This window comes from Paenibacillus mendelii (assembly GCF_024498075.1).
Taxonomy (GTDB): domain Bacteria; phylum Bacillota; class Bacilli; order Paenibacillales; family Paenibacillaceae; genus Paenibacillus_Z; species Paenibacillus_Z mendelii.
The window spans coordinates 1-23,285 of record NZ_JANHOF010000001.1; the positions used below are offsets into that span (position 1 = coordinate 1).

Consider the following 23,285-nt stretch of genomic DNA (forward strand, 5'->3'; position numbering starts at 1 on the left):
TGAAATCCACTTTTTTTCGAATATCTCGCAACAGGTGGTCTTGAGGTACGAGATCATCTAAGCATATATACATCAATTGATTTTGTTTTACTCCATCTATACCCATCATAGCTTTGCCCTCCATAGAAAAGACCGTATAGAAACTAATTCTACACGGCCCTTCAAAAACCTATTAAATTGGATCGTTTGTCAACAGTCCCGTAACCGCCCCTTTGTTACATTCAAAGGCGATTACTGAGGTTATTCATGAGGCTTAACTCCACTCGACACGCTCGATGAGATGATGCTTCATAAGCGCTAATATAAAATCTACATAATAATCTTGACGTACAATTATTCGATAATGATGTTGATCATAGGGATAAAACAAGACATCGGTGTACACCTTATTGTCTTCAAAGCTTCTCTGAAGCTTCTTTATTCCAGCCCTGTGCTCCTCTTCACTAAGCTTGATGTCAAATTCAAAATCCGATTCATTCGTCGATTCGATAATCTTTACAACATCTTCATTATAACTGTATTTCAATGACATGGTAGTCTCGCTCCTCACTTTCAGAATATAACATCTCATGTTAATGAAGAGATTACCATGTTCCAAGCCTTTCTTCAATTAACCCCACCCAAGAGGTAACTTCATGTTCATCCGCTTATTCATTCAAATAGGTCATTACACGATTTTGGATGAGCTTGCTGACCTCTTCCGCCTGCTTCTGGCCGCTCATGTAGGTGTCAAACTCCGCCATGGCGATTGTCATGACTTTGAAATCCATATCCAGCTTAACGCCTGCTTTCTCCATCATTTCTTTAATCTCGGCAGCTTTTGCTTGAATTGTGGTAGAATCGGGAACAAACGGAGCATACTCGGAATCTCCCTTCGCAAGCTTAGCCGCGGCTTCCTCGATTCTTTTCACTGTAACGTTCTTATTCACCGGGAATCCAAGCAGTTCCGGTGACCTCTGCATCTCCTCGGATAGTAAAAACTTCATAAATTCCCATGCTTCCTGCTGGACCTTTGATTTACTGTTCATGCCTAGGTTCATCGAGGACCGGTAGGGAATTCCCTTGGATTCACCTTTCGCCGTAGGGCTCTTGAAAATTTTGTTCCTCGGCATTGTCATCAATCGCAGAGCTTCTTCTGGACTAGTGAAGGATCCTAGCGAGAACAATGCTTTATCGTAATCATACGTAAATTCAGCTTGAAGCACATGTTCGTCATACATGGACTTGATTTGACGCATCATCTCCCGGAACGCATCCGAATCAAAATTCGCCTTTCCGTGCGGCTGAACCAACTCTGTATAATTGTCTTCTATATAGCTCGACAACAAATTCACCGGGAACAGATTGATGAAGGCGTAATAATCCGGTCCCTCCTGCTCTTTCAATTTCTTCGCGATCGCTTTGAACTGCTCCCACGTCCATGTATCGTCGTCGATCTCGATCTTCCCTTTCTCCAGCAGATCGATCCGGCCTTGGATAACTTCAAGAATGACCGAGAACGGCATCGCATACAAACCTTCCCCGTCCTGCGCGGTTCTGAGAATGTTAGCATAGTAATCGCTTTTGTTGAACGCGGAATCTTTATCCATCAGATCATATAAATTGACCAGTATGTTCTTCTCCACGAATTTGCTTTGCGGCAAATTTTGCATCACGATCAAATCCGAGCCTTTGCCAGCCATGATCTGAGTCGTGACCGTCTGTACATATTTCTCAATATCTGTTAGTGAAATTGCGGCGGTCATCCCGTTGCCGTCCGCTTCCGGAAGTGCCATATAAGACTTGATTTCAATATCGATATCCGAATGTGCCTCTTCGAATCTCTTCGCGGCGTCTTCCAGAAATTTGTTGCTTCCCTGGACCGCGACGACGACGGTTTTCTTGCCATCCGATGGAGTGTCCGGTATTCCGGAACCATCGGCAGCCGGAAGCGCTGCATTATTGCCTGAGCACGCAGTCAGGAGTAATACGAATGCCATAATCGTGACAATTCCTTTAAGCTTCATGAGTTATCATCCTTTTCATGGAATGGTTTAATATAATCGAACATGATTGCCCTCTTGGAGCGGCTCGCTTGATTCGGTAAGAATGTTGTCGCTAATCGTAAGCCCCTGTAGAATGATAACCTCGCCGTTGATTTCATCTCCCGTCGTTACGTACACTTTTTCCGCCGTGTAGGTGTTACCCAGTGAACGCTTCTTCTCCCGGATCAGAAACACATAACTGCCTTGGCCGTCCTTCTTCAGCAGTTCTTTGCGTACAACCAGCCCTTGTTCTTTCGCCGCGATTTCCATGGAGACAGTTGCTTCTTCGTTTTCTTGTATTCTATCTCCCGGCACATGTACGACAACCGTCTTCCCTGGTTTCGGCGCTTCTGCTCCACCTCCGGACGCCATACCGCTGCCAGCACCTTGTCCGTCCAGCGCAGATCCGCCGCCTGAGGTGCCCGCTTCTCTGATCTCGAATACGGTGCCCTCCATCTGTACAAGCTTGTCCTTTGTCTTCTTGACAAGGACTGGAATCTGGCTTCCGGTCTGCAGCAAATTCGCCGCTGCCTCGTCGATCACAAGAGATAGTTCGAAGCCGGCGCCGGACTTGACGAGCGTAAGCAGACTTTGCCCCGGTGAGACAGCATCGCCATCCTCCACCTGAAGCTCCGACACCCTCCCATCGTAAGGTGCGGTTACCGTACTGTTATGCTCCAAATCTTTGCGCATTCCTTCAATCTTTCGCTGTGCGAGGTCCATGTCGAGCTGATCGAGCTGCAAATCGCGCTTCGCCTTGCGAATCTCAGAATCGTCACCGGCTTGCCGGGCTGCAATATATCGATCTCGCAGCGTCTCCTGGTTCAAACTCTGCTTCTTCAGCTGCACCTCTGCCTCCAGCAGCTGCTGCCGAAGCTGCTCCTCGTTGTCGCGCCCTAACGTTATCAGAACCTGGCCTTTCCTTACGATCATGTTCTTCTTGACATGGACCGTCGCGATCTTCCCGCCGCTAACGCTGTTTATTTCTTTCTTCTCGATGGCCGTGAGCGGGCCGGTTCCCTTGATGACATGGCTCAATGTCTTCTTATGCGGATTCTCCGTGGTTGCTTTTGGCAGCATGGCCGTCTGGAACGTATGGCTAAACAGCGTCAATCCGGCCATCAGAACGAAGAAAGATATCAATAGGATGCTTGCCGCGCGTTGTCGTGTCTGCTTCATATGTAACTCCTTTTCCCCTATCCCTTAATGCCTGACAATTGAATGCCTTCAATAAAATACTTCTCCGCTGTCATAAACAAGAGCAGCATCGGAATCATATAAATGACCGAGGCGGCGAAAGAGACGCCGAATGCTTCTTTCTGAAGTCTGGACAGAAAGACCGACAAAGGCTGGAGCTCTGCATTCTGCAGAAAAATAAGCGGCTGCTCGACCATGTTCCAGTAATCGGCAAACAGCAGCACGACCAAAGCCGCGATTCCCGGCTTTACCATTGGTAATGCGATCGAAATAAAGATGCGCAAGTACCCCGCCCCATCCATCTTGGCGGCTTCCATATAACTGCCCGGGATTTGCAGCATGAACTGCCTAAGCAGAAAAACCCCGAAAGCGGCGAATACCCCCGGCAAAATGATAGCGCTCGGGCTGTTCAGCAAGCCAAGCCGATCGGCCATGATATAGTTAGGCACAAGCGTCACTTGAAATGGCATCATCATCGTAATCAGATACAGAAAGAACAGCGGCTCGCGGCCCGGAAAGCGCAGCTTCCCGAAGGCGAAGGCAGCCATCGCCGCTACCGCTGTCTGACCGGCTACGATCGGCAAGACCATCATGACCGAATTCCAGAACATGTAGAGAAACTGGGGCGAAGCAATCAGGACATTGAAATATTGAACGAAAGAAACCCAATCCGGGATCCATTTCAAATTGACGAAGTCGCTTGTATCCGTCCTTCCGAGCATTCCGTAATTCGACAAAATCTCGCGTTCCGTCATAAGCGAATTGACGACCGTCAGGATGACTGGCATCAAGAGTGCTGCGGCTACCGCTGCCAGAAGCAGCGTTCTCAGCAAAGGCATGACGCGCTCTTGTTTATCACGCAATGGGTTCACCTCCTACTCCATATAAGATCGAAACAGCCGCTCCGCCTGGAACAGGATCGTGACAAGCACGAGAATGCATGCCGCCATCAGAGCGGCAGCTGCCGACAATTTCTGAATGTCGAGCGAGAGAAACATGTTGTTCATATAATGCTGCATCATATAAATGCTGTCGTGCGGATAATCGCCGGCTACCAGATAGGTCTCCCTGAAAACCTTGAATGAGTTCAATACGGACATCAGCACGACGAGGAAGGTTGTCGGCATCAAATACGTCCATGTAATGCCGAACTTCCGCAGCCGACTCGCCCCCTCCAGATCAGCGATTTCATAATACTGATCCGGAATGTTTTGCAGCCCGGCCAGAAACAGAACGACGTTATAACCGATATTTTTCCAAATGTAGATGAGGACGATGACCATGCTTGCCCAATCCGACTTCATCCAGTCGATCCGGATCATGCCCAGACGTGCCATCCAGCCGTTCAAGGCGCCGTTCCAATCGAACAAGATTTGCCAGACCAGAACGATTGATGCGACAGGCACAACAAGAGGCAATACATATGCGGTTCGCAGCCAGTTCCGGAAGAAGACTCTCGTGTTCAGGAGCAATGCCAGTCCAAGCGAAAGCGCGACAATCGCGGGCACACTAATCGCCATGAACCGGAAGGTGTTCGCGGACGCCTTCTTGAACGACGAACTTGCGAGCAGCTCCTTGTAATTAGCTAATGTCCAGCTTCCGCCGTCAAGCCCGTCCTGGAATGAAGTGATGACGCTCTGGCCGAAAGGGATCAAATAAAAAACGGCAAACCCGGCTAAGCTCGGAATGAGAAAACAGAATGCGATCATGATTTCTCTGTTCGCCGCATGATTGAGCTTCATAAGCAGTCCTCCAATAATGCGAATGTTCGTTTGCCCGACTTGTAGTATCATATACAGCCTGTGTGACGGGCGAATGACAAGCGCGAATAAAAAAAAGCGCCGGTGGCCGGCGCTTGTCTTAACTTTATGAGTTTTTGGCGTTCAACGTGATTCGAAAGACCGATCCTGCATGGGAGGTCTGCAGCAGTTCCACCTGTCCGCCATTCGCCTTGGCCAGCAGTCGACAGATCGGCAGTCCTAGACCCAATCCTCGCTTCTTCTTGCGTCTGCTGTCGCCGCGGTAGTAACGCTCGAATATGAACGGCGCTTCTTCGGGGTCTATGCCATTACCGTCGTCGGCCACGTCAATCTGGATCCCTTCGCCAGTCTGGCATATTGTTATGGAGATACATCCGGCTCCTGAGGCAGCGCTGTTGTTCAGCAGATTGATCAGGATTTGCTTCAGATGCATTCGATCTCCTGTCCAGATCAAACCGGGAGAGGCCCCATCAACTCGCAGCTTCACAGATGCAAATATCGGCAGTATTCGAAGCTGGGCGACAATCTCACTAACCAAGGGGATCAGAACGACTTTCTCTGCCTTAATCTGAATCCGATCCGTCTCCATTGCAGTAAAATCGAGTAGTTCATTGACCATCATTTGAAGCCGTTTCGCTTCATTCATACTAAGCTGCATAAACTCATCGGCTTCTGTGCCGGTTACCACACCGTCCTTGACCGCCTGAATCATACCCCGAATGGAAGTAACCGGTGTACGCAGCTCATGCGAGACGTTCGCGAGCAGGTCGGTTCGCATACGTTCTAATTGATCCAGCCGTGTCGTCATCTCATCGAATGAACGGACAAGGGTATGGATTTCCTCCTCCTTGATCTGTGCCATATCCGGCAAATCAGGCTTGTAATTACCGTTTGAGATTTGTCCAGCGGCCAGAGCCAGCTCGCGCAGCGGTTTCGTCAACGTGCGGGACAGGATGTAGACGACCATCCAGCCGCTTATCGCGATGAGGCCGATCGCTGTCAAGATCAGCAGATACGTATTCTCGAAGCTGTTATTAGCGCTCATGCCCACATAGTATTTACCCGCGAATTGATTGATTCGATAGTATGGCACGCCAACCCGAAGCCATTTCCCATGATTTCCAGTTATGATTTCCTTCGTTCGCTCCGGCTTGTTCGCTTTCGGGGGAAGCTTGTTCTGTGGCGGCTCATCATTGGGAGGCTTCTGCCCTTCCGAACGCAGCACACCGCTATCCAGCTCGTAGATTTGAACGAAAAGATCTCTTGATATAGCGGGAACCATCGGAATCGCAACAACGGGAGCAGAAGGATCGGTTGGTTTCTCAGTCAATATTTCGTCTAAGGATTTGGAGTAATATGCGGCTAACAGCTCGGTTCTCGCTTCGAGCACCTCGAACTGCTGCTTGATCGCGTTCTCTCGAATCCAGCCTACGCCTAATATTCCAATAATGGCGAGCAGCACCAACAAGAGCAGCGTATATCGCCATGTCCAATACCGCAGGAGAGGAACAGTAGAGACGGCTCTTCTATGTATGCGTTCAGCGGACACAGAGGCAGTACCCCATACCCTTGGCAGTTGCAATTTCGCCTTCCTTGGCAGGCCAATCCTGCAAGCTCTTGCGCAGACGTTTCACGGCTGCATCCACTGAGCGGTCCCCTCCCTCGAAATCGCGCCCCCATACACAATCCAGCAGCTGTTCGCGGCTGAAGCGCTGATTGGGATGACGGGCAAGAAAGGCAAGCAGCTGCCAATCGCGCGGAATTAGCGGAAGCTGCTCGTAACCCATGATCGCCGTCTGCGACGAATAGTCGACGGTCAGACTTCCCAGCCGGATGACCTCCGATTCCGCAAAATAAGCCGAGCGCCGAAGCACCGCCTGGACGCGGGCCACCACTTCCTCCGGGTCAAAGGGCTTGGCGATATAATCGTCCGCTCCCAGCTGGAACCCTTCCAACCGATCCGGGACCGCACCCCGGGCTGTGACGATGATGACCGGGCAGCTTCCATCCTGCCGGATTTGCTGAAGAATTTCCATGCCATGCGTTTCCTCAAGCATTAGATCCAGAAGTACCAGATCTGGTTTCCAAGACCGAAAAACATCCAGCACATCTTTTACCCCTGTATGGCACAGGACTTCGAATCCATCTCTCTCCAAATACACTTGAAGCAGACGGGCAATAGGCCGCTCATCTTCCACGACGAATACTTTCTTCAATTTATGATCCACTCCGTTTCTATCTCAATTATAGGTTGCCAACAATGGTTGGCGCTCATTCCAAGCCCCCCGCTTCGTTAGGCTGCACAAGCTTCTATTATAAAGCGTCAATGTGTCAACAGAATGGCGAAATACGAAAAAAGAAATCTACTGTGCAAAAAAGCCTCCCTCTTCATGTAGAATTATCTTGCGGCTCACGATCCCATTGTGAGTCTCCCCTTAAGAACAGTACTACTTCCAGAGAACACTAAGAGGTAAGGGTTTCCCCTTACCTCTGCTCAGGTATACGGCTTATTTGATCAAATTCTCTATTACAGATATCTCATAGTGACATGAACGATGCATGAATCTTATTTTTTCGTAACAAAACGATAGTTGAACCGCCCGCTTGGCGCAGCATCGCCGAATTGATAGAAGTCCATGATATCCCCTTCATTCTGCATATTGTCTGCCCATTTGAATTGAATATCGATCTTGGCTTTCAAGAGGCCAAGCGCTTCGCGGGGGATTGCAATTTCCACCCTTTTTCCTTTGATCGCGTAATCGGCTTGCGCAACCTCCTTCCACTTCCAGCCGCCGGTAGAAGCCTCCACGATCGCTTTGCCATTCGGGTTCACCCTGTTTACCACGAATTCATAGCCTTCCCAATTGCTGCTGCCTGTTGACTTCGTATCGATAAACAGACGCATCCAAGCCTTGTCGGTCTTTGCGGTTAAGTCTTCTGCGGTTTCCACCATAAAATAAACATTCTTGGCATCGTAGGTGACTTTTGAGAGTACAATATCATTTCTTCCGGTCGTATTCGTGTAGTGTGTACCCTTATACCCATCAGCATCGCGATGCTTGGTATTTCCTTTGTAGCTGCGGAATTCTGGACGTACATCTTCCCATTCATCCGATGTGCTGCTCAAGTTGATCGTCTTGCTTCCCGAAGCGGCTGGAGCAGGACGGACACCCTTGAATTTACGAATATAAGACACCATCTGATAATAATAATGATCCTTCAATTCTCCCTTGCTAGGCTCGACATCACGGCTGTACTCATCGTTGAATTGATCGGGGAATGCATTCGTTACCCCTCCCCAAGTTTCGTGTCTCCCTGCAACCCACTCGTTCCAGCCCGTGATGAAAATAAAATCGGGGTCCGTATCCAAGGCATAATCCCACTGTTCAGCAAAGTTAGCGCCGTACAGCTTGGAGTCCTTGCGCTTATCAACGCCGAATTGTACCGTGTGACTTCTGCCGAAGACATCCGTACCATTCATCGCTGTTAACCCCTTCGCTGCGGAATGATTCTGCGCGACGCCGACCGTCATTTGTTCAACGCTGCCGTCCTCTTGCGTGCCGAATTTTCTTTGCGGATATACCGATAGCCATCCCCACTGATCTCCGGTCGTATCACCTGATGTATAAGAAGGCTGACCTGGACGGAAGGTGAAGAAATCTTTGATTTCCCCGCGGAGCTTATTCTCCTTCTCATCGGCAGTCTGCTGCGTCAATTTCTGCGGGTATGCCATGATAACAGGTTTGTCTTCCCAATAGAACCATAGGTCTTGATATTTATTGTTTCTGTAAATATCCAGATAGATTTGCTTCAGCGCAACCAGCGCTTCGTCTGAAGGGCCGAAGCCTAGCATGAATGCAATTTGCGGGGTTTTGACTCCTTCGCTTCTTGCCTCGGCAAATACTTCGAGCAGAGCTGTATAAGCAGGTTTCCAGGTGTAAGATCCGTTCGTACAGTCGAAGAAAATGACGTCAACCCCCGCATCCGCCAGCATTTCAGCATGCTTTCTCAGAACCCAGCGGTCGGTGCTGTCATAATACCCGAACAAAGGCTCATTCCAGAAATGCGGACTGCTAACTGGTCCCCATTCCGAGAAGTTCAGGTCATGAATGGCTTCCGGATTCTTCTTGATGATTTCATTCACATTCTTAGGTTCTGTAGATGGTGCAAAGTTGTAATGCCAGGTCCAATAGAATAAACCGACAAATTTATCTTTGCGCTTCTCACCAGCTTCTTCTATGCCGGGAAGTGTTCTACCAAGCCCATCTGTAGCCGTCCAAGTATCTGCGTACACATCCTTGGTCAGAAGCGCGTGGTCTGATGGATATTGGTATTGCGGTGGAGTTGTTACTTTCACGGATAAATCCAGACCGCCTGACGGTTCTCCGAATGTGACGGCAGGTGTATCCAGGTAGCTTACTCTCGCGTAGTAACTGCCCTCCGCAAGCTGACCGTCTTCATAGGATACAATATTGGCATAATTACTCGTTGCCTTCCACACGCCGACCGATTCGACCCCATTGCTAAGTGTCCATAAATACTCCCCTGCGTCCCACGAGTCATGTTCGAGCTTTATCCAAGCATTATCCTTGAAGTCAACGAATTCCTCACGCATGACTGGTTGGCCTTGCACGGTTTTCTCATAGCTTGAGTCAAAGCGGTATAACGAGAATGTGAGGCTGCCGATATCATTACTCCAGCTTGGTGTACTGACTTCTATGGCATTGAATTTTGTTGTTGCGACAAACTGACCGCCGACGCTCCCGCTTGCGCCAATCGCAACTGCCACTTTGCTGCCTTCTGTGAACATATCCGCCACAAGCGGACTCTCGGCTATACTATCGGCAGGCGGCTCCTCCTTAGTCTGTTCCAGCACAGGTGTCGGTTCCATGTTCCCCTTCGAATTCTCATTGGATTCACAAGCAGGAATGACGAGAATGATGAGACAGAATAAGATCGGCAAGAATTTACGATACATGTTGACACTGCAGTACGGTACCTCATATCAGCAGCTGTACGGCAGCTTCCTCCCCTCTATGGTTTGTATGTACACCTTTACAATTCTAGCGTGCTGTTACATATATACTCATATGTACATAATTTACCATATATAGCTGTGTAAGCGATACCATTATTGCATTGGCCCTATCATACTTGATTGCCTTGATAATGGGGGCTTAAGGTTCATTACTTCATGATGAAGGGACTCCACACCATGATCTACTCCTCCGAAGTCAAACAAAGAGCCTAGGCTGTTATAACCTCTGCTCCTTGTTTAGAAGTCGTTCATGAATAATCTTAGATTACGTGAAGACTTATATGCAGCTCTTCAAGACAGCATGTCCACTATTGCATGATGTCCTCTTCGCTCGGCCCATTTAAGCGGCGAAGCCCACTTCTGTATACCCTCGGGGGATTTATCGGCACCATGTTTAAGCAGAAACGCAACCATGTCTCGCTGGCCGTATTTTGCGGCCCAGCCGAGCGGGGTTGTGCCGTTCTCCTCCTCAACGGCGTTGATATCCGCACCGTAGTCGAGCAGCAGACGAGCAAGCTCTGTATCTCCCGTCATCGCCCGCAAGTGAAGGTAGCTTACACCGAGCCAATTCGTATGATTCGGTTCCGCTCCGTGATCGAGCAGCAGCTTCACCATCTCGCTTCCGGATTGAAAGGCGTAGCTCATATAATTGCTTACATACCACCGGCCTGTCAAATCGACTTTATAGTTCAACAGCAGTTGGACGATTGAAGTATAGCCACAGCTGGCCGCTTGCGCTAACGGGCCGTAGTCACCAGCGTTCGCGGCTGCCGGATTAACCGCTAATATTTCGCCGGCTAAATCGATCCGGCCAAGCGCGCATGCCGATGTTAGCGATACCGACCCGCCATGAGCGTACAGCATCTGCTGCATGTCATTGAAGCCGCTGTTCATCGCGATATACACCGCGTTGCCGGATGCTTCAACCTCAGCGTTCGGATCCGCTCCAGCTGCAAGCAGCAGCTTGGCACACGACATATGATTGCCGCTCGCAGCTGCATGGAGTGCTGCGCCCCCCGACGCACCGAACTCTGGCTGACTCGGATCAGCACCGTACTCGAGCAGTGCCTCTATAACATGTACATGCCCGTGTTTGGCAGCATAATAGAGCGGCGACCGGCCTGATGTATCCCTGATGTTCGCTTGCTCGGGATCACGCGTAAGAATCCGAAGCACATGTTCCGCATCGCCGACAGCCGCAGCTGTACCGATCTCATATTCGGCGCCCTTGGAAATCAGGTAACCGACCATAAACCAGGGGTTGCGTATCGTGTCCGTAGGCAGATCTCGATGCGGTCGATAGAAGTAATCACCCGATATCGCCAGATGAACCGGTTTACAGCCGTCCCCGCGAATCGACTCGATATCGGCGCCTCTCTCAATCAGTAAATCGATAAGTCTCAGCTGCCTCGTCATAACAGCCCAGTGAAGGGGCGTGTTTCCGCGCTCATCACTGGAATGAAGTGCAGCTGGATCGCGGTCAAGAAACTGCATGACTTCGCCCTCATTGCGTTCGCGGATTATTGCCGCGATGGTCTCGCCAAGCGTATTGCTATGAAGTGTCCGCTCCAGATGTTCCTTTAGTAATTCTCCAATCTCAGCATATCCGCGGTCGATCGCTTTTTGCAATGGCGTATCCTGCCAGCTGATCGGCGATTTATCCGCTGCTACCGCCCCATAACGTAGTAGCAGTTTTACGATATTTATGTGCCCTTCCCTAATTGCAAATTGAAGCGGCGAAAAATATCCCCAACTGCAGTTAGCAAGCGACGCGTCACGCCCCAACAGACTCTTCGCCAATTCGACGTCTCCGTTCTCACTAGCTACCAACATTCGCCATACATTACTGCCATACTCGCCGGTCTCAGGTAAATAGTCATCTTTAGCCAGCTCAGCTGGCGGGTTCAATCGGTCCAGCATCGATTCCGCCTCCTAACATATATCACATATATTTACTATAGATTTCCCTTGCATGCCTGTCCAGAAGCTGCCAACACATTATCAGCATAATGTCGAAGCCGATAAGCAAACGACCGGACGCATTCAACGGCTCACTTTGTACAGGCGGAGCCGGGTAACTCAAGTGCTGAGGGAGATGCTGAAGAAGGCTGTGAAGTTGGTAGACCAACATTAGGAGGAACAAACATGAAACCCAGCCCATCGACTGCGGATTGCTTTTATTCATCGGTCTTAGGTGATCGGTAAAGAAGACCCAATGGTAAGGATTATGGAATTGACCAGAATAACCATTCCTCAACATTATCATCTATGGTCTCGTAATTTGAATTCTAGGAGTTGTCCTCCGACAATATTCCCATAAATTCACAAAAGCCCAACAATCATGATTTGCTGATGATCGTTGGGTCTTGTTCATTTTCCTGTTTATAACTAAAGCCTCCTTGCATGCAAGTTTTCTTTGACAGTGAATGAATAGTCGGTACAGAACTTTTGGCACTCGCGTACAACTCTATCACATAATAATTTCGTAACTTGCTTAATTGACGAATACTTCTTGCCGCATCGATGAAGGACTGGAGCCGAATAAACGATTCATAGCTCCCAACCAATGCCGGAAATAAACATGCGGTCGGTCACATCCTCGAGCTGGACTGAGCAGCCAATTCATGGGCTTGAGCCCTTGATCCAATGCTCGAAGCGCCTCAAGCTCCCTCTCATAGATCACCTCTGGCGGAGGTTTCATCATATGTACCGTCACAGCCATCTCCTCCAGGTTTCGCTATACTAGCTTTCGTCAACGATTTCAGTGAATGAAGCGGTGATCAATTCCAGCTCATAAATCGCTTCACTAAACAATTGGGGAGGTATTGCGTTTCCTTCTATTAAACCTTCGTCCCTGCTCTTGTCGTTAACGTAGCCCCTTGCTGCTGAACCATTATGGAAGAAAAATGCCTCACGAACAACAACCTCTTCCTCAAATTCACCCTCTTGGCCAACGTACGCTCCACTGAAGTTTAACTGGATGCCGATGCCTGATCTTGGATCTTCTTTATAGAAGCAATAATACATCCCGCCGTCGATGACATCCCCTCTTGCCCATGCGAACTTCGTCATCTTGCCCTTCAGAGTCAAAGGATGCATAACTCGACCTTGAAATCGAGTGATTACAGGCTTCTGTTTCTCAGCTTCTGTCATCTGATGAATAGTACGATTAAGCTGGACGATTGGCTGGATGATTTCGTAATCCTCCAATTGAGTCTTCCACTGCTCTATCTCATCCGCTTCCAACTCCAAGGGATGGATAAGACCAATCCTACTGTTATCCTGTACTATGTACTCCTGTTCATTGATGGTATTGAGCGTTCCGTCTTCCATATAACGGAAAGCAGCCGCCAATTGATCGTCTCTGTAACTCCCCCAGATCATTCCGATTGCAAAACCTTGCAGAATCGGATTCTGAACGAACAGTTTTATCCAAGTTTCAAGGTCCCATCTTCTTCCTGAGGCCAGTGCGTATTCAAGCCTTGATAGTTGGGTGGTAATGACGGTTTTGAGTGACTTCTTGATCAGCTTCACATGCTCAGCTGCTGCTTTAGCCATATCTGCATCGTCTTTATCATTCGGTTTCGGCAGCACCTTCAGCTTCTTGTCCGCAGCATCATAAATCTCCAACTCCAACCGTGTGGATAGCTTTAATGTGAAGACTCTGCTGCCGAAATTTACGGTTTGTTCCCCGCGTTCCGAGAATCCGAGTGTTGGCACGATTCGGTCAGCCAGCGTCTCTCGATCCACGCCAAGCTCTTCAGCAGCGGAATCGAAGGCTTCTGCTGCCGCCTCTTTTACCTGACGGTACTTGAAATTGCGAGCCATGTTGTCCACCAGCATAAGTCCGCTGTCTTGACTGGAGATCGCAAGTGCGCGAACGGCCTCGCAAGCAATCGCTCCTCTTCCACAAGGCGGCCACTCCGCCAGCTGTCGCTTCAGTAGATGCACGACATGTTCTCCGCCATGCGTGGCTGCAAGCGCCAGTACCCACTTCTTCTTGGCTTCAGCCCCCAGCTCGATCCACAGCTGCAGCAGCTCCATACTAAAGACTTGAAGGTCACTCGTATTCAGATATTGGGTGATCATTCTACCTTCATGCGAGACTGTGATCCTGGACAGCTGCGCATAGCACATCGTCCAATATTGTAGTGCTTCGACCGGAGCAATTGCATCCGTGCCTGACGCACGAACCTTGCTCGTACGATCCCATGGGATCCAGTCGAGCGCAGCTCTGTTTGTAATCGCCATTTTCTCACATGCATAGGTGAAAAAGCTGGAATAATCGCGGAAAGACGCCGTTTGATCGGCGGGCAAATACTCCGCAATAACGGCTTTCAGACCTTCCACCGGCTCTAACTCATAAGCAGCCCGCAATGCTTCACGCGCCTCAGCTTCCTTCCATTGACCCATGATGCGAATGGCCGACTCTCTCTCAACTTTCTTCTTAGCTTGCAAACCTTTCCTGACCTCAGGAAACAGCTCGGAATGGCCGCTTAGCAATGTGATCATACTGTCACGGACGGTCTTACTGCTATCACCTAGATGCTCGATGAACAAGGTCGTATGTTTCGCAAAATCTTCAACCGCGAGCTGCTCGAGCATATATGTTCTGCCCTTAGGCGTCATATTCTTTAACTGAATAAGCACCTCTGTCCGCTTGGTTAACAATCGTGCTTTCAACCATGCCTCTGAGGATTTATAAAACACACCTTCCCGGTATTCATTGCCATAAGTGAGCAAGGTGAGCATCTCTTTGACAACAAACGAAACTAGTATTGGAAATGGGATCGTTGCGATCAGCAGATCGTATAGTTTACTATAATCCTCGTGATTGCGATCACACATTTGATAAGATAAAAAGATAGAATTGTAATAATTTTGCTCTCCTTGTATCAAGAACTGATAGACCCGGTGAACAACCGGCCATTCATAGGGAAACACAATCTTATTGCCGCGGCTGTCTTCAATTTGAAAATCATACGCAATTTGTGAAAACGGGTAATCATCGAACTGCTCTTTCATATTGAAACTTATTGCCTCAAAGGGAAGCTCTCCGCGAAAGAACGCGATAAGCTCCTCTAGTCGTGAAGGTGGAAATGAATGTGCTTGTAACACTTGCTCAATATGCGTGAGATACGCTTGCTCGGTCGAAAAGGTCATTAGTTAACTCCTCGCTTGTGAATGATGGAACTGCTTTGAAAAATGCTATACATGATGCCTTATCTTGCCTTCTAGATAAGCTGCAATCCACTCTGTGAGCGGACGGATTGTTTTCATTGATCCCTATCTCTTACTATTTTTAATACCGTGCGTTAGTCATGGGAATAGTGTACTATATTTCCAATTCTAACTCTACCAATACGAGTACTAGCACTACTAATGCTGTTTTCCATACATATATTGATGCATATAACTGCCCCTAATAACTTACTGGATTAGTTGAGAATTTAGGCGCGTTCACATTTTGGAAACAGATTAATTCATTCTGCACGTTAACGAAAAGGCTGCCGAAAAAATCGGCAACCTGTTTCGTATTATGCGTGTTCTGACCCAACCTTGCGAAAGATGCGGGCTTGAATAAGCAGGAATCACGACTCGCTTACTTCATTCTCAGATCGGTTATACCAGTCCTGCTTCTTTCAGATTCAAGTAGCTAACCGTTGCCGTTTCGAAAGGCGTCAGGTGGCGCATCCGATCCTGCTCGACGACCATCCACTCGATACCGGTTTCCATGGCTGCCGCGATCGAGCCTCGCACATTGACAATACCGGTTCCTACTGCTGTAAACGGATTGGAATCTGTGTAGCTGTGCATATCCTTCACATGTATGGCAGGTACACGTCCCGCCATCTTGCGCAGAACGTAGACCGGGTCGGCGCCACCGTGTGAAATCCAGGCGATGTCCATCTCGAAGAACAGAGAGGCCGGGTCCGTATATTCTGCGAGCAAATCCATCGCATTGACGCCATTGAATACGTTCCGGAATTCATGACCGTGGTTATGATAGCACAACTTGATGCCTTCTGTGGCTAATCTTGAACCGCTTCGTTGTATAGCTTGGTGTCCGATAGAATGCTTTCGTGCGTATCGCATGGTGCCCACCAGACGGTGACGCGCTTCGATTGAAGCGCCTTGGCATTGGCTAGAACCCGGTCAAGCTCATCCCGTAGCTGTTCCCGGCTAGCGCTGTAAGTCAATACTTCCAGACCGAGTCCATGGAATCGGGCCACATTATCTTCCGTCTCGCCCTCAAGCAGTTGCTCCGCCCCTTCAATGCCACGATATCCGATCGCCGCCACTTTTTCCATCGTTCCCCAAAAATCCTGTTGGGCCTCCTCGTTGACGATTCCAATCAATCCGATATTCAGCTTATTATTCAATCGGTACGACCTCCCTACAGTTTATCGCAACCGTCAATCATGTTGTTTATGCCTAATACGCTGCGTGATCATTATTTCCATTCGCCGCTCCCGACGGAAAACCTGTTAGTAAAATCACTTCTTTTCCATTATAACTGAAAGATCAATAAGTATAATCGCGGTCATCACTTGCTAGACCAAAAGCAATTCGAATGACGTAAAAACCCTTAGTCGTCTCAATCTTGAGATTGACGTTATATGCCCCTCCAAGGTCTCCATGATTATGTACAAACTTACCTAAGCAATATTCCTTACATATGCACTCCATTTCTAGACGATCTGGCGTATGTCTGAACAAGGGATCGTTATCTGGGTAGCCGGTTTTTACTGTCATGTCTATCGCCACCTAATCAGTAATGTTTGATCGTTCAATTATTTTATTAAACGTTAACATAAGAATAAGCGTGTAAGGTGGTAATTATTTATTTTAGTTGAACTGACCGTTTGTTCAAAAAAAAGGAGCTGCCGTATAGCAAGCTCCTACAAAGTCATCTTAAACTAGCGTAGATTCAACGCTTTCAATACTTCTTGTGGCCATCGTTCGTTATGATGCCATCTTGCCGACAATTAGATTAACTTGAGTCCCTAGGTATCATTAGCAATATTAATATTTAATCATACTAATAATATCTAATTCATTATCTACAGTTCTTTTCATTCATACTTTTCTAAGTAGTCCGACAATCCGGTCAACTCTTCTGCAATGCGCCGCTGAGGCGAGCACATCACTATCTCATAAAGTGTGCGACTACATCTTCAAAGGAATTTCTTAAATACAAAAAGATAAATAAGGATACGAATCCCAGAATGTAGAAGGACCATATCGATACCGTACGTTTATTTCCTTCATCCGCATCAACTTTCATTTTGTTGATAACCCAACTTACAATCACCATAACCAGAAGCCAACACAGTAATGATATCCAATCTCCCAGAAATAGTGTCATAGGCCTTGGATCCTGTTCCATCGGTATTACGAAGGCGATTACAACTAAGACAACGGATATCATTATGAAGGTCTTATTTGTCGTTTGAAACTTCAGTGTCCTCTTCCATCGTCCGTGTTCGTATTCTCTCAATTCTCTTAACCAGGGAATAGTTTTATACAAGGACCATTTATACGATGGAAACGTTTCTCTAATTGCTGACAACAGACCAATGAGTACAAATATTCTCAAAACAACTACAGAAGAATGGTAATACCATAAGGTAATTGTCAAAAGGACAGCTAAAATTAAAGAAACGATAATAATACAGAACAATTCAAAAATCCTTAACTTCATTAAATGTCTGCGATCCATATGAGCCCCCTCACCCACTCTACCCTGATCCATTCAAATCGAATGAATTCTTCGTACATAGATTTGGTTCCCGTTCACATCACGATGAATGAAACCCATCTCCTCACCGGAACTATGATTGAAGACAACCTGTTCATCAATGTGTAATGCTACCCAAGTCGTTGAGTCCGCTGCCCTAGATACCGGAATGAATTCATATTGGAACCAGGCACCGTGATACTGCTTAGGCATAAACAAATACAATTTGCCCTTCTCGCAGATTACGATGATTGTATGGTCCGTATGAATGCCGTACTGTTGAAAGATCGCATGGAATCGTCCAACCGCAATATCCGGAATCTTCATGCTTGTAAGTAGGTTCAATGCCTCTTCCATATCTGCTGAGGTATGTTTGGAAGAAGCCACAATGCTGTCGTCTCGACCGTATTCATAAATTCCTGCGTACTGTTCCATCTCATTTGGATCAAGCTTTATGGGATGGACCTCCTGGAGTACTTCGACACTTTCACCATATGCAATTTGGGCCAAACGTCGGCTCATGGTTTCCACAGGCGTAAGATTGACATTGCTCAATACGATAATGACCAGATCATCATCGACGTATCGGTTAAAGTCTGCCCAAAACCCATTCATACTTCCCACATGACCGATTCGTTTCCTTACCTTTTTATTCAAAATATGTTCATCGACAATCCATCCGTAGCTTCCGCACGGTGGCGTCTTTTGATCGAACAGCATTTTCAATGATCGTTCACTAATCAGCCTTTCTGTGTAAAGAGCACGATCCCATACGTATAGATCTTCTACCGTCGAGTACATGGCACCTGCACCGAGGTGTATGGACATATCCACAAATTCGCTACGAAAGATCTCTTTACATACCGAATAACCAGAGGCACAATCTTTGAGAACGCTTCTACCGTCTTCTATGCCTGTGTTATTCATATTCAATGGCCGACAAATTCTCTCGAAAATGTATTCATTATAAGAAAGTCCTGAGACCTTTTCTATAATTGCACTTAAAATAATATAGTTAGAGCTGCTATAACTATACTGTTCACCCGGTGTGTATTCTAAAGGCTGATCCTTGAACGTTTGAAACGTATCCTCAATAGTTGCAAATAATCGCATCGTTTTTACCCAATAACCCTCCATACGGGGATAGTCAGGTATACCGGAAGAATTACTTAGCAAATGATGGATGGTTATGCTCTCACCGTTTGGGTAGCCCGGTAGGTGTCGGCAGATGAAGTCGTCCACGCTAAGCTTCCCCTGCTCTTGCAGCTGTAGGATGGCAATGGCCGTGAACCCTTTCGTGATCGCACCAAGGCGAAATTTTGTTATCGAGGTATTCACAGCTTCATGCTCAAAACTGGCCATCCCATATCCTTGACTCAACAGGATTTGACCATTCCGGGCAACTAATACCGACCCGTTATAATAACCGCGTCTTTCCAACGCATTCATGTATTCTACTAATTTATAGCTAACTTCCCTATTCGATAATTCAAGTGATTTCATGAATAAATTCCTCCTATTAATGTTGCAAATGTAGAAGGAACGCAAGAGAGTATTCCCATATCGGAGACAAATTTTATAAATAAAAAAAGCGGAATAACCCGAAGGGTTCCGCTTTGGTTTAAGAAAGATAACCTTGCGTTCCCGTAATGGCTCAATAGGCAGACGAATCCCTTGGTTGAGATAGGATTTTTCCGCACTACTCGAATCAATGACCATTACAGGTTAACTGGCATCCACAATTGCTCCTTCCAAATATCTCCTATTTATAAAAATACGTTTATTGAGTTTGGAAGTCAATACCGTTTTATTAATTACACTTCTTCTGCTCCTCTAATGTTTTGCGGAGTGCTGTTCCCTTCGCCAGCGTTTCGGGATTGTCCATTAGATCCTCCACTTCGAACACCTGTCTGAGTTCAATCTCACCCTGACCAAAGCCATGAGGATCCGGCATCCGCAACGCCCATTCAATGGCTTCTTCCTTGGATTTAACTTCAATTAGCGTATATCCTGCGATCATTTCTTTAGCTTCTGTAAAAGGACCATCAATAACCTTCGGTTTGCCTCCAGGTTCTGGATATGAAATCCGGATACCGCTTGAGCTCGGTTGTAATCCATCGGCAGCGAGCAGCACGCCTGCCTTTACAAGCTCCTCGTTATATTTCTGCATAGCTTCAATAAGCTCCTGACTGGGTTTATTCCCGGCCTCTGAATCGGTTGTAGCCTTGACAATCATCATGAATCTCATAGGTGTTTCCCTCCTAATTTTAGTTGAAGCATCGCGGACCTAAGTAAAAAAATATCCAAGTAAATCCGCTCCTATCTATACGACGAATGATTCTTGATCAAATCGACAGCTAGTGTTAAATAAAATTTTGGAACGGCCGACTACTTTTGTGAACGTACCTTAGATGCTTCATTGCGCAATCGCGCGGCAAGAGCCGAAACCCAACCGAAGGCAACAACTCCGGCGATTCCCATGATAACGCCAATCCAACTATTAATGCCCATGCCAACAATAATAAGTAATGGCGAAATGATACCAGTCGCAATACAATAGACGCTCCATCCAAGCTCACCTTGCGCAGTAAATCGGCGTGCAAAGACAAAGCTTGCTGCGATCAGACAGATAAAGGCTGTAAAGAATGCTGCAGAATGCACGGCTGCTTGACCGCTCATCGATGTCGGCATATCCGCAGGGGCGCCAGCCGGGAAGCTTAGACCGGGATCTGGGTGAAATAGACCAGCCACTATCATTCCCAGCCCATATATTCCGATAAGCCAAGGACCCCACGTGCCGCCCTTATCGCCTCTTAATAAGCATCGTATTCCAAAGGCCGCCATTACAGAGAACAATCCGGTGAGGATAAAAACTACAGTCTGAATCCACCCTAGTTCACCTAATGTCAGGGAACTGATAGCGTGACGCTTGATATCGAACCCCGTACGTGTAAATGCTTGAATAATGGCGGCAGCGTAGAACAGTGGCGCGGCAGCCATCCCTCCGACCAGAAGCAGTCTATTTATACTTGCATTACTTTTAATCGCATGTCTGATTTTTCATAGGGACTTGTCCTCCCATTAATTTGAACCTTCTAATAACTGTCTGTTGTAACGACTGCCCAACCCAATCTTCGTCATTACATGAAATAATAGACAAACCCTCCCGACTCCAGCTTTGCCAGAATAGGGAGGGTTTCAATGTTTGCTTAAATACGTTACCGATGTTTACTGCACAAATTTCTTATATTGTATGTATCCACCACCGTATCGGTTATGACACCGCGGTGGCTTCCTTCTGTCTGGATGCCGGTACGCGCTTATTCGTATCCAGAACGCCGATGACTGCAATAAAGTAGCCGATCAGCGCTGCGAACATGACAAGACCGGTAAGACCCTTATTGTGCAGCGCGTCAAAGTTGAACAGTAATACCGCAGTTAGAGCGATCCCGGCCGCCAATGACAAGTAGTGCATTGGGGATTCGGAGATTCGCCGGAATCTCCATGAGCGAAGAGAGGCGAGCAGCGTGATTACCACAATCGTGACGACGTTGACTGACATGCCGATCCAGACGGGATGGATGTTCATATAGAATTTGCTGACATCCCAGCCACCAAGTGAATACCAGGAAAGTCCCGATAGGAAACCCGTCGCCAGTGAGGTGAGAACGGCCGATCTCGTCACCTGTGGCCAGAATAATGCGGCGACTACCGGCGCGAATGTTGCGGAATTGCGAATCGTCCAGGCCATAATATTCCACCATGCCGACTGCTCAGTTCGCAGCATACCGAACAATATCATAAGTACGGTCAGAATCAACAGCGACCACTTCGTGTAAGTGACGAGCCGATTCTCGTCCGCGGACGGGAATAATGCGCCCCCTGTATCACGGCCTAGACTAGTGGCCCCGGAGAATTGGCACGGAGCGCCCCAACCAAGCGCGCAGGCCCAGATGCCAAGGAAGAACAAACCAACCAGCGGTGCGGGCAGCACCTGCATCAAATATTGCGGCAGGGCGAGAAGTCCCATCTTGCCATCCGGAATTACTGCGGCGGCCGATAAGCCGAACAGGACAGCCAGAAGCGTGAAGGGAATTCCGAAGATGGCGGCCAGCTTCAGCCCCTTCTGTCCTTCCTCCGGCGTTTTGCATGACAGGGCCATCTGGAATGCAGCTTGCGCCAGAATAACGTTCACGAAAAATGTACCGAACCAAGCAACAATGACTTGTAACCCTGCCCCGTCCCATTCGAACATCTGAGGCCGATCCACAGCCAGCTGCCGCAATCCGTCCACACCCGGATTAATAAAGAATGCAACGATGCCTATGGCAAACATGATGACAAAAACAATGGCGTTCATCGTCTGGGTGAAGGCAATCGACCACATTCCGCCCGCTTGCAGGTAGGCGAACAAGAGAATCGCCGTGAACGCAACGGACAACGACAAGGAAATGCCGGTAAATACGTGCAGCGCTGAAGCGAAAGCGATCGCCGTTGCTACTGACCACATCGGGAAAGCAAAGGCAGTTATTGCGCCGGCCAATGCTTTGGCGCTTCGGCCATACTTATCTCCGATGAGACCGGAGACGGTAACCAGCATCTTCTTGCGGAAAGGCCCGATAATAATGAGGGCGATAATTAAGATCTGAATCGTCTCAGCCACTCCGTACCAGATGGCGGAAATCCCTTTCAGGTAGGCCATTTCCAGAACGGCGATAAACGTCGATCCGGAGAACAATCCCGTAATACAGAAGCAGACGATCCACTTGTTAAAGGTTCTGCCTCCGACAAAATATCCTCCAGACTTAGATGTTCTCTTTCTCGCGATCTGACCCGCCAATACCAGCAGTGCCGTATACGCGAGTGCAAATCCAATGATCCAAGCTCCATAATCGGTCATTTCCGCTCCGCTCCTCCTGCAATCGTCCAACTCAGCTCAATCGCGATTCCTGCATCCTTGAACAGGTTGTAAGCAGGACATCTCCTCTTGACCTGCTCCTTCAGCTGCTCGATTCGCTCCAATGATTCATCCGTATCGAATAGGACCGTGTTATGGACTTCCTGAAAGTGCGGGCTGACATCGGCTGTGCCGAACAACCCTCTGCGGTCGACCGTACCGGCTGATTCAGCTTGAAGATCCCGTATGATGATCCCCATCTCCTTGGCAATCATCTCTATTACGATGAGAAGGCATCCATTAAAGGAGCCGAGCATGTATTCCATTGGGGTCGGTGCCGTATCCGTTCCGCCCAGCTTGACAGGCTCATCGATCGAAAACGAGAAGCCGCGGACCTCATTGTCATTTTTAAAACGGCTTATTCGTCTAGAGGAAGCGCGAATGGTACGAATCTCTGTTTTTGCCTCCTGATTGACTGCAGTCATATAAATACCCTCCACTCTAATAAATACTACCCGTTTAGTCGGGATTGCCTTTTTGAAAATATCATACTTTTCAGATGCGGTCAATCACTCTTTTGGCGAAAGTTGGTTTGAGATTGCGAATTCTTACCAATGGAGGGTCATTT

At 47.9% G+C, this 23,285-nt stretch carries 19 protein-coding genes; all 19 read right to left on the minus strand.

Annotation, left to right across the window (positions count from 1 at the left end; all coding sequences use genetic code 11):
• Positions 1-253 precede the first annotated feature (253 nt).
• The gene (locus NNL21_RS00005) at positions 254-532 is read right to left on the minus strand and encodes a hypothetical protein (RefSeq protein ID WP_204815367.1); all 279 of its coding nucleotides are present in this window, start codon (positions 530-532) and stop codon (positions 254-256) included.
• A 115-nt stretch (positions 533-647) separates the two neighbouring features.
• The gene (locus NNL21_RS00010) at positions 648-2,006 is read right to left on the minus strand and encodes an ABC transporter substrate-binding protein (protein WP_204815368.1); all 1,359 of its coding nucleotides are present in this window, start codon (positions 2,004-2,006) and stop codon (positions 648-650) included.
• A gap of 27 nt (positions 2,007-2,033) precedes the next feature.
• Positions 2,034-3,203, minus strand: a complete 1,170-nt coding sequence (locus tag NNL21_RS00015) for an efflux RND transporter periplasmic adaptor subunit (protein ID WP_204815369.1) — start codon at positions 3,201-3,203, stop codon at positions 2,034-2,036.
• Between the two features lie 17 nt (positions 3,204-3,220).
• Positions 3,221-4,060: a carbohydrate ABC transporter permease gene (locus tag NNL21_RS00020; RefSeq protein WP_204816701.1), complete on the minus strand. Its 840-nt coding sequence runs from the start codon at positions 4,058-4,060 to the stop codon at positions 3,221-3,223.
• 36 nt (positions 4,061-4,096) lie between these two features.
• Positions 4,097-4,963 carry a carbohydrate ABC transporter permease gene (locus NNL21_RS00025; RefSeq protein WP_204815370.1) on the minus strand — a complete coding sequence of 289 codons (867 nt, stop codon included), beginning with the start codon at positions 4,961-4,963 and terminating at the stop codon, positions 4,097-4,099.
• Between the two features lie 124 nt (positions 4,964-5,087).
• On the minus strand, positions 5,088-6,530 hold the full coding sequence (locus NNL21_RS00030) for a sensor histidine kinase (protein ID WP_256554975.1): 1,443 nt from the start codon (positions 6,528-6,530) through the stop codon (positions 5,088-5,090).
• A complete protein-coding gene (locus tag NNL21_RS00035) occupies positions 6,520-7,197 on the minus strand; it encodes a response regulator transcription factor (RefSeq protein ID WP_204815371.1) in 678 nt (225 codons plus the stop codon). The genes NNL21_RS00030 and NNL21_RS00035 overlap by 11 nt, the downstream gene beginning before the upstream one ends.
• A 350-nt stretch (positions 7,198-7,547) precedes the next feature.
• Positions 7,548-9,959 (minus strand): glycoside hydrolase family 71/99 protein, encoded by a 2,412-nt coding sequence (locus tag NNL21_RS00040; RefSeq protein WP_204815372.1) that lies wholly within the window; start codon positions 9,957-9,959, stop codon positions 7,548-7,550.
• Positions 9,960-10,310: 351 nt separating this feature from the next.
• Complete coding sequence (locus tag NNL21_RS00045) at positions 10,311-11,939, minus strand: ankyrin repeat domain-containing protein (RefSeq protein WP_204815373.1); 1,629 nt, start codon at positions 11,937-11,939, stop codon at positions 10,311-10,313.
• 574 nt (positions 11,940-12,513) lie between these two features.
• On the minus strand, positions 12,514-12,735 hold the full coding sequence (locus tag NNL21_RS00050) for a hypothetical protein (protein WP_204815374.1): 222 nt from the start codon (positions 12,733-12,735) through the stop codon (positions 12,514-12,516).
• A 26-nt stretch (positions 12,736-12,761) separates the two neighbouring features.
• The gene (locus tag NNL21_RS00055; protein ID WP_204815375.1) at positions 12,762-15,182 is read right to left on the minus strand and encodes a DUF4132 domain-containing protein; all 2,421 of its coding nucleotides are present in this window, start codon (positions 15,180-15,182) and stop codon (positions 12,762-12,764) included.
• A 459-nt stretch (positions 15,183-15,641) separates the two neighbouring features.
• The gene (locus NNL21_RS00060) at positions 15,642-16,034 is read right to left on the minus strand and encodes a sugar phosphate isomerase/epimerase family protein (protein ID WP_256554976.1); all 393 of its coding nucleotides are present in this window, start codon (positions 16,032-16,034) and stop codon (positions 15,642-15,644) included.
• Between the two features lie 17 nt (positions 16,035-16,051).
• Positions 16,052-16,402, minus strand: coding sequence for an IolE/MocC family protein (locus NNL21_RS00065; protein ID WP_204815377.1), 351 nt, complete (start codon positions 16,400-16,402; stop codon positions 16,052-16,054).
• A gap of 142 nt (positions 16,403-16,544) precedes the next feature.
• A complete protein-coding gene (locus NNL21_RS00070) occupies positions 16,545-16,775 on the minus strand; it encodes a hypothetical protein (RefSeq protein WP_204815378.1) in 231 nt (76 codons plus the stop codon).
• A 1,000-nt stretch (positions 16,776-17,775) separates the two neighbouring features.
• Positions 17,776-19,263, minus strand: coding sequence for a serine hydrolase domain-containing protein (locus NNL21_RS00075; protein ID WP_204815379.1), 1,488 nt, complete (start codon positions 19,261-19,263; stop codon positions 17,776-17,778).
• A 307-nt stretch (positions 19,264-19,570) separates the two neighbouring features.
• Positions 19,571-20,008 carry a YciI family protein gene (locus tag NNL21_RS00080; RefSeq protein ID WP_204815380.1) on the minus strand — a complete coding sequence of 146 codons (438 nt, stop codon included), beginning with the start codon at positions 20,006-20,008 and terminating at the stop codon, positions 19,571-19,573.
• A gap of 140 nt (positions 20,009-20,148) precedes the next feature.
• A complete protein-coding gene (locus NNL21_RS00085) occupies positions 20,149-20,760 on the minus strand; it encodes a DUF998 domain-containing protein (RefSeq protein ID WP_204815381.1) in 612 nt (203 codons plus the stop codon).
• 274 nt (positions 20,761-21,034) lie between these two features.
• Positions 21,035-22,660, minus strand: coding sequence for a sodium:solute symporter family protein (locus NNL21_RS00090; RefSeq protein WP_204815382.1), 1,626 nt, complete (start codon positions 22,658-22,660; stop codon positions 21,035-21,037).
• Complete coding sequence (locus NNL21_RS00095; RefSeq protein ID WP_204815383.1) at positions 22,657-23,142, minus strand: OsmC family protein; 486 nt, start codon at positions 23,140-23,142, stop codon at positions 22,657-22,659. Before NNL21_RS00095 ends, NNL21_RS00090 begins: the two co-directional genes overlap by 4 nt.
• Between the last annotated feature and the right edge of the window lie 143 nt (positions 23,143-23,285).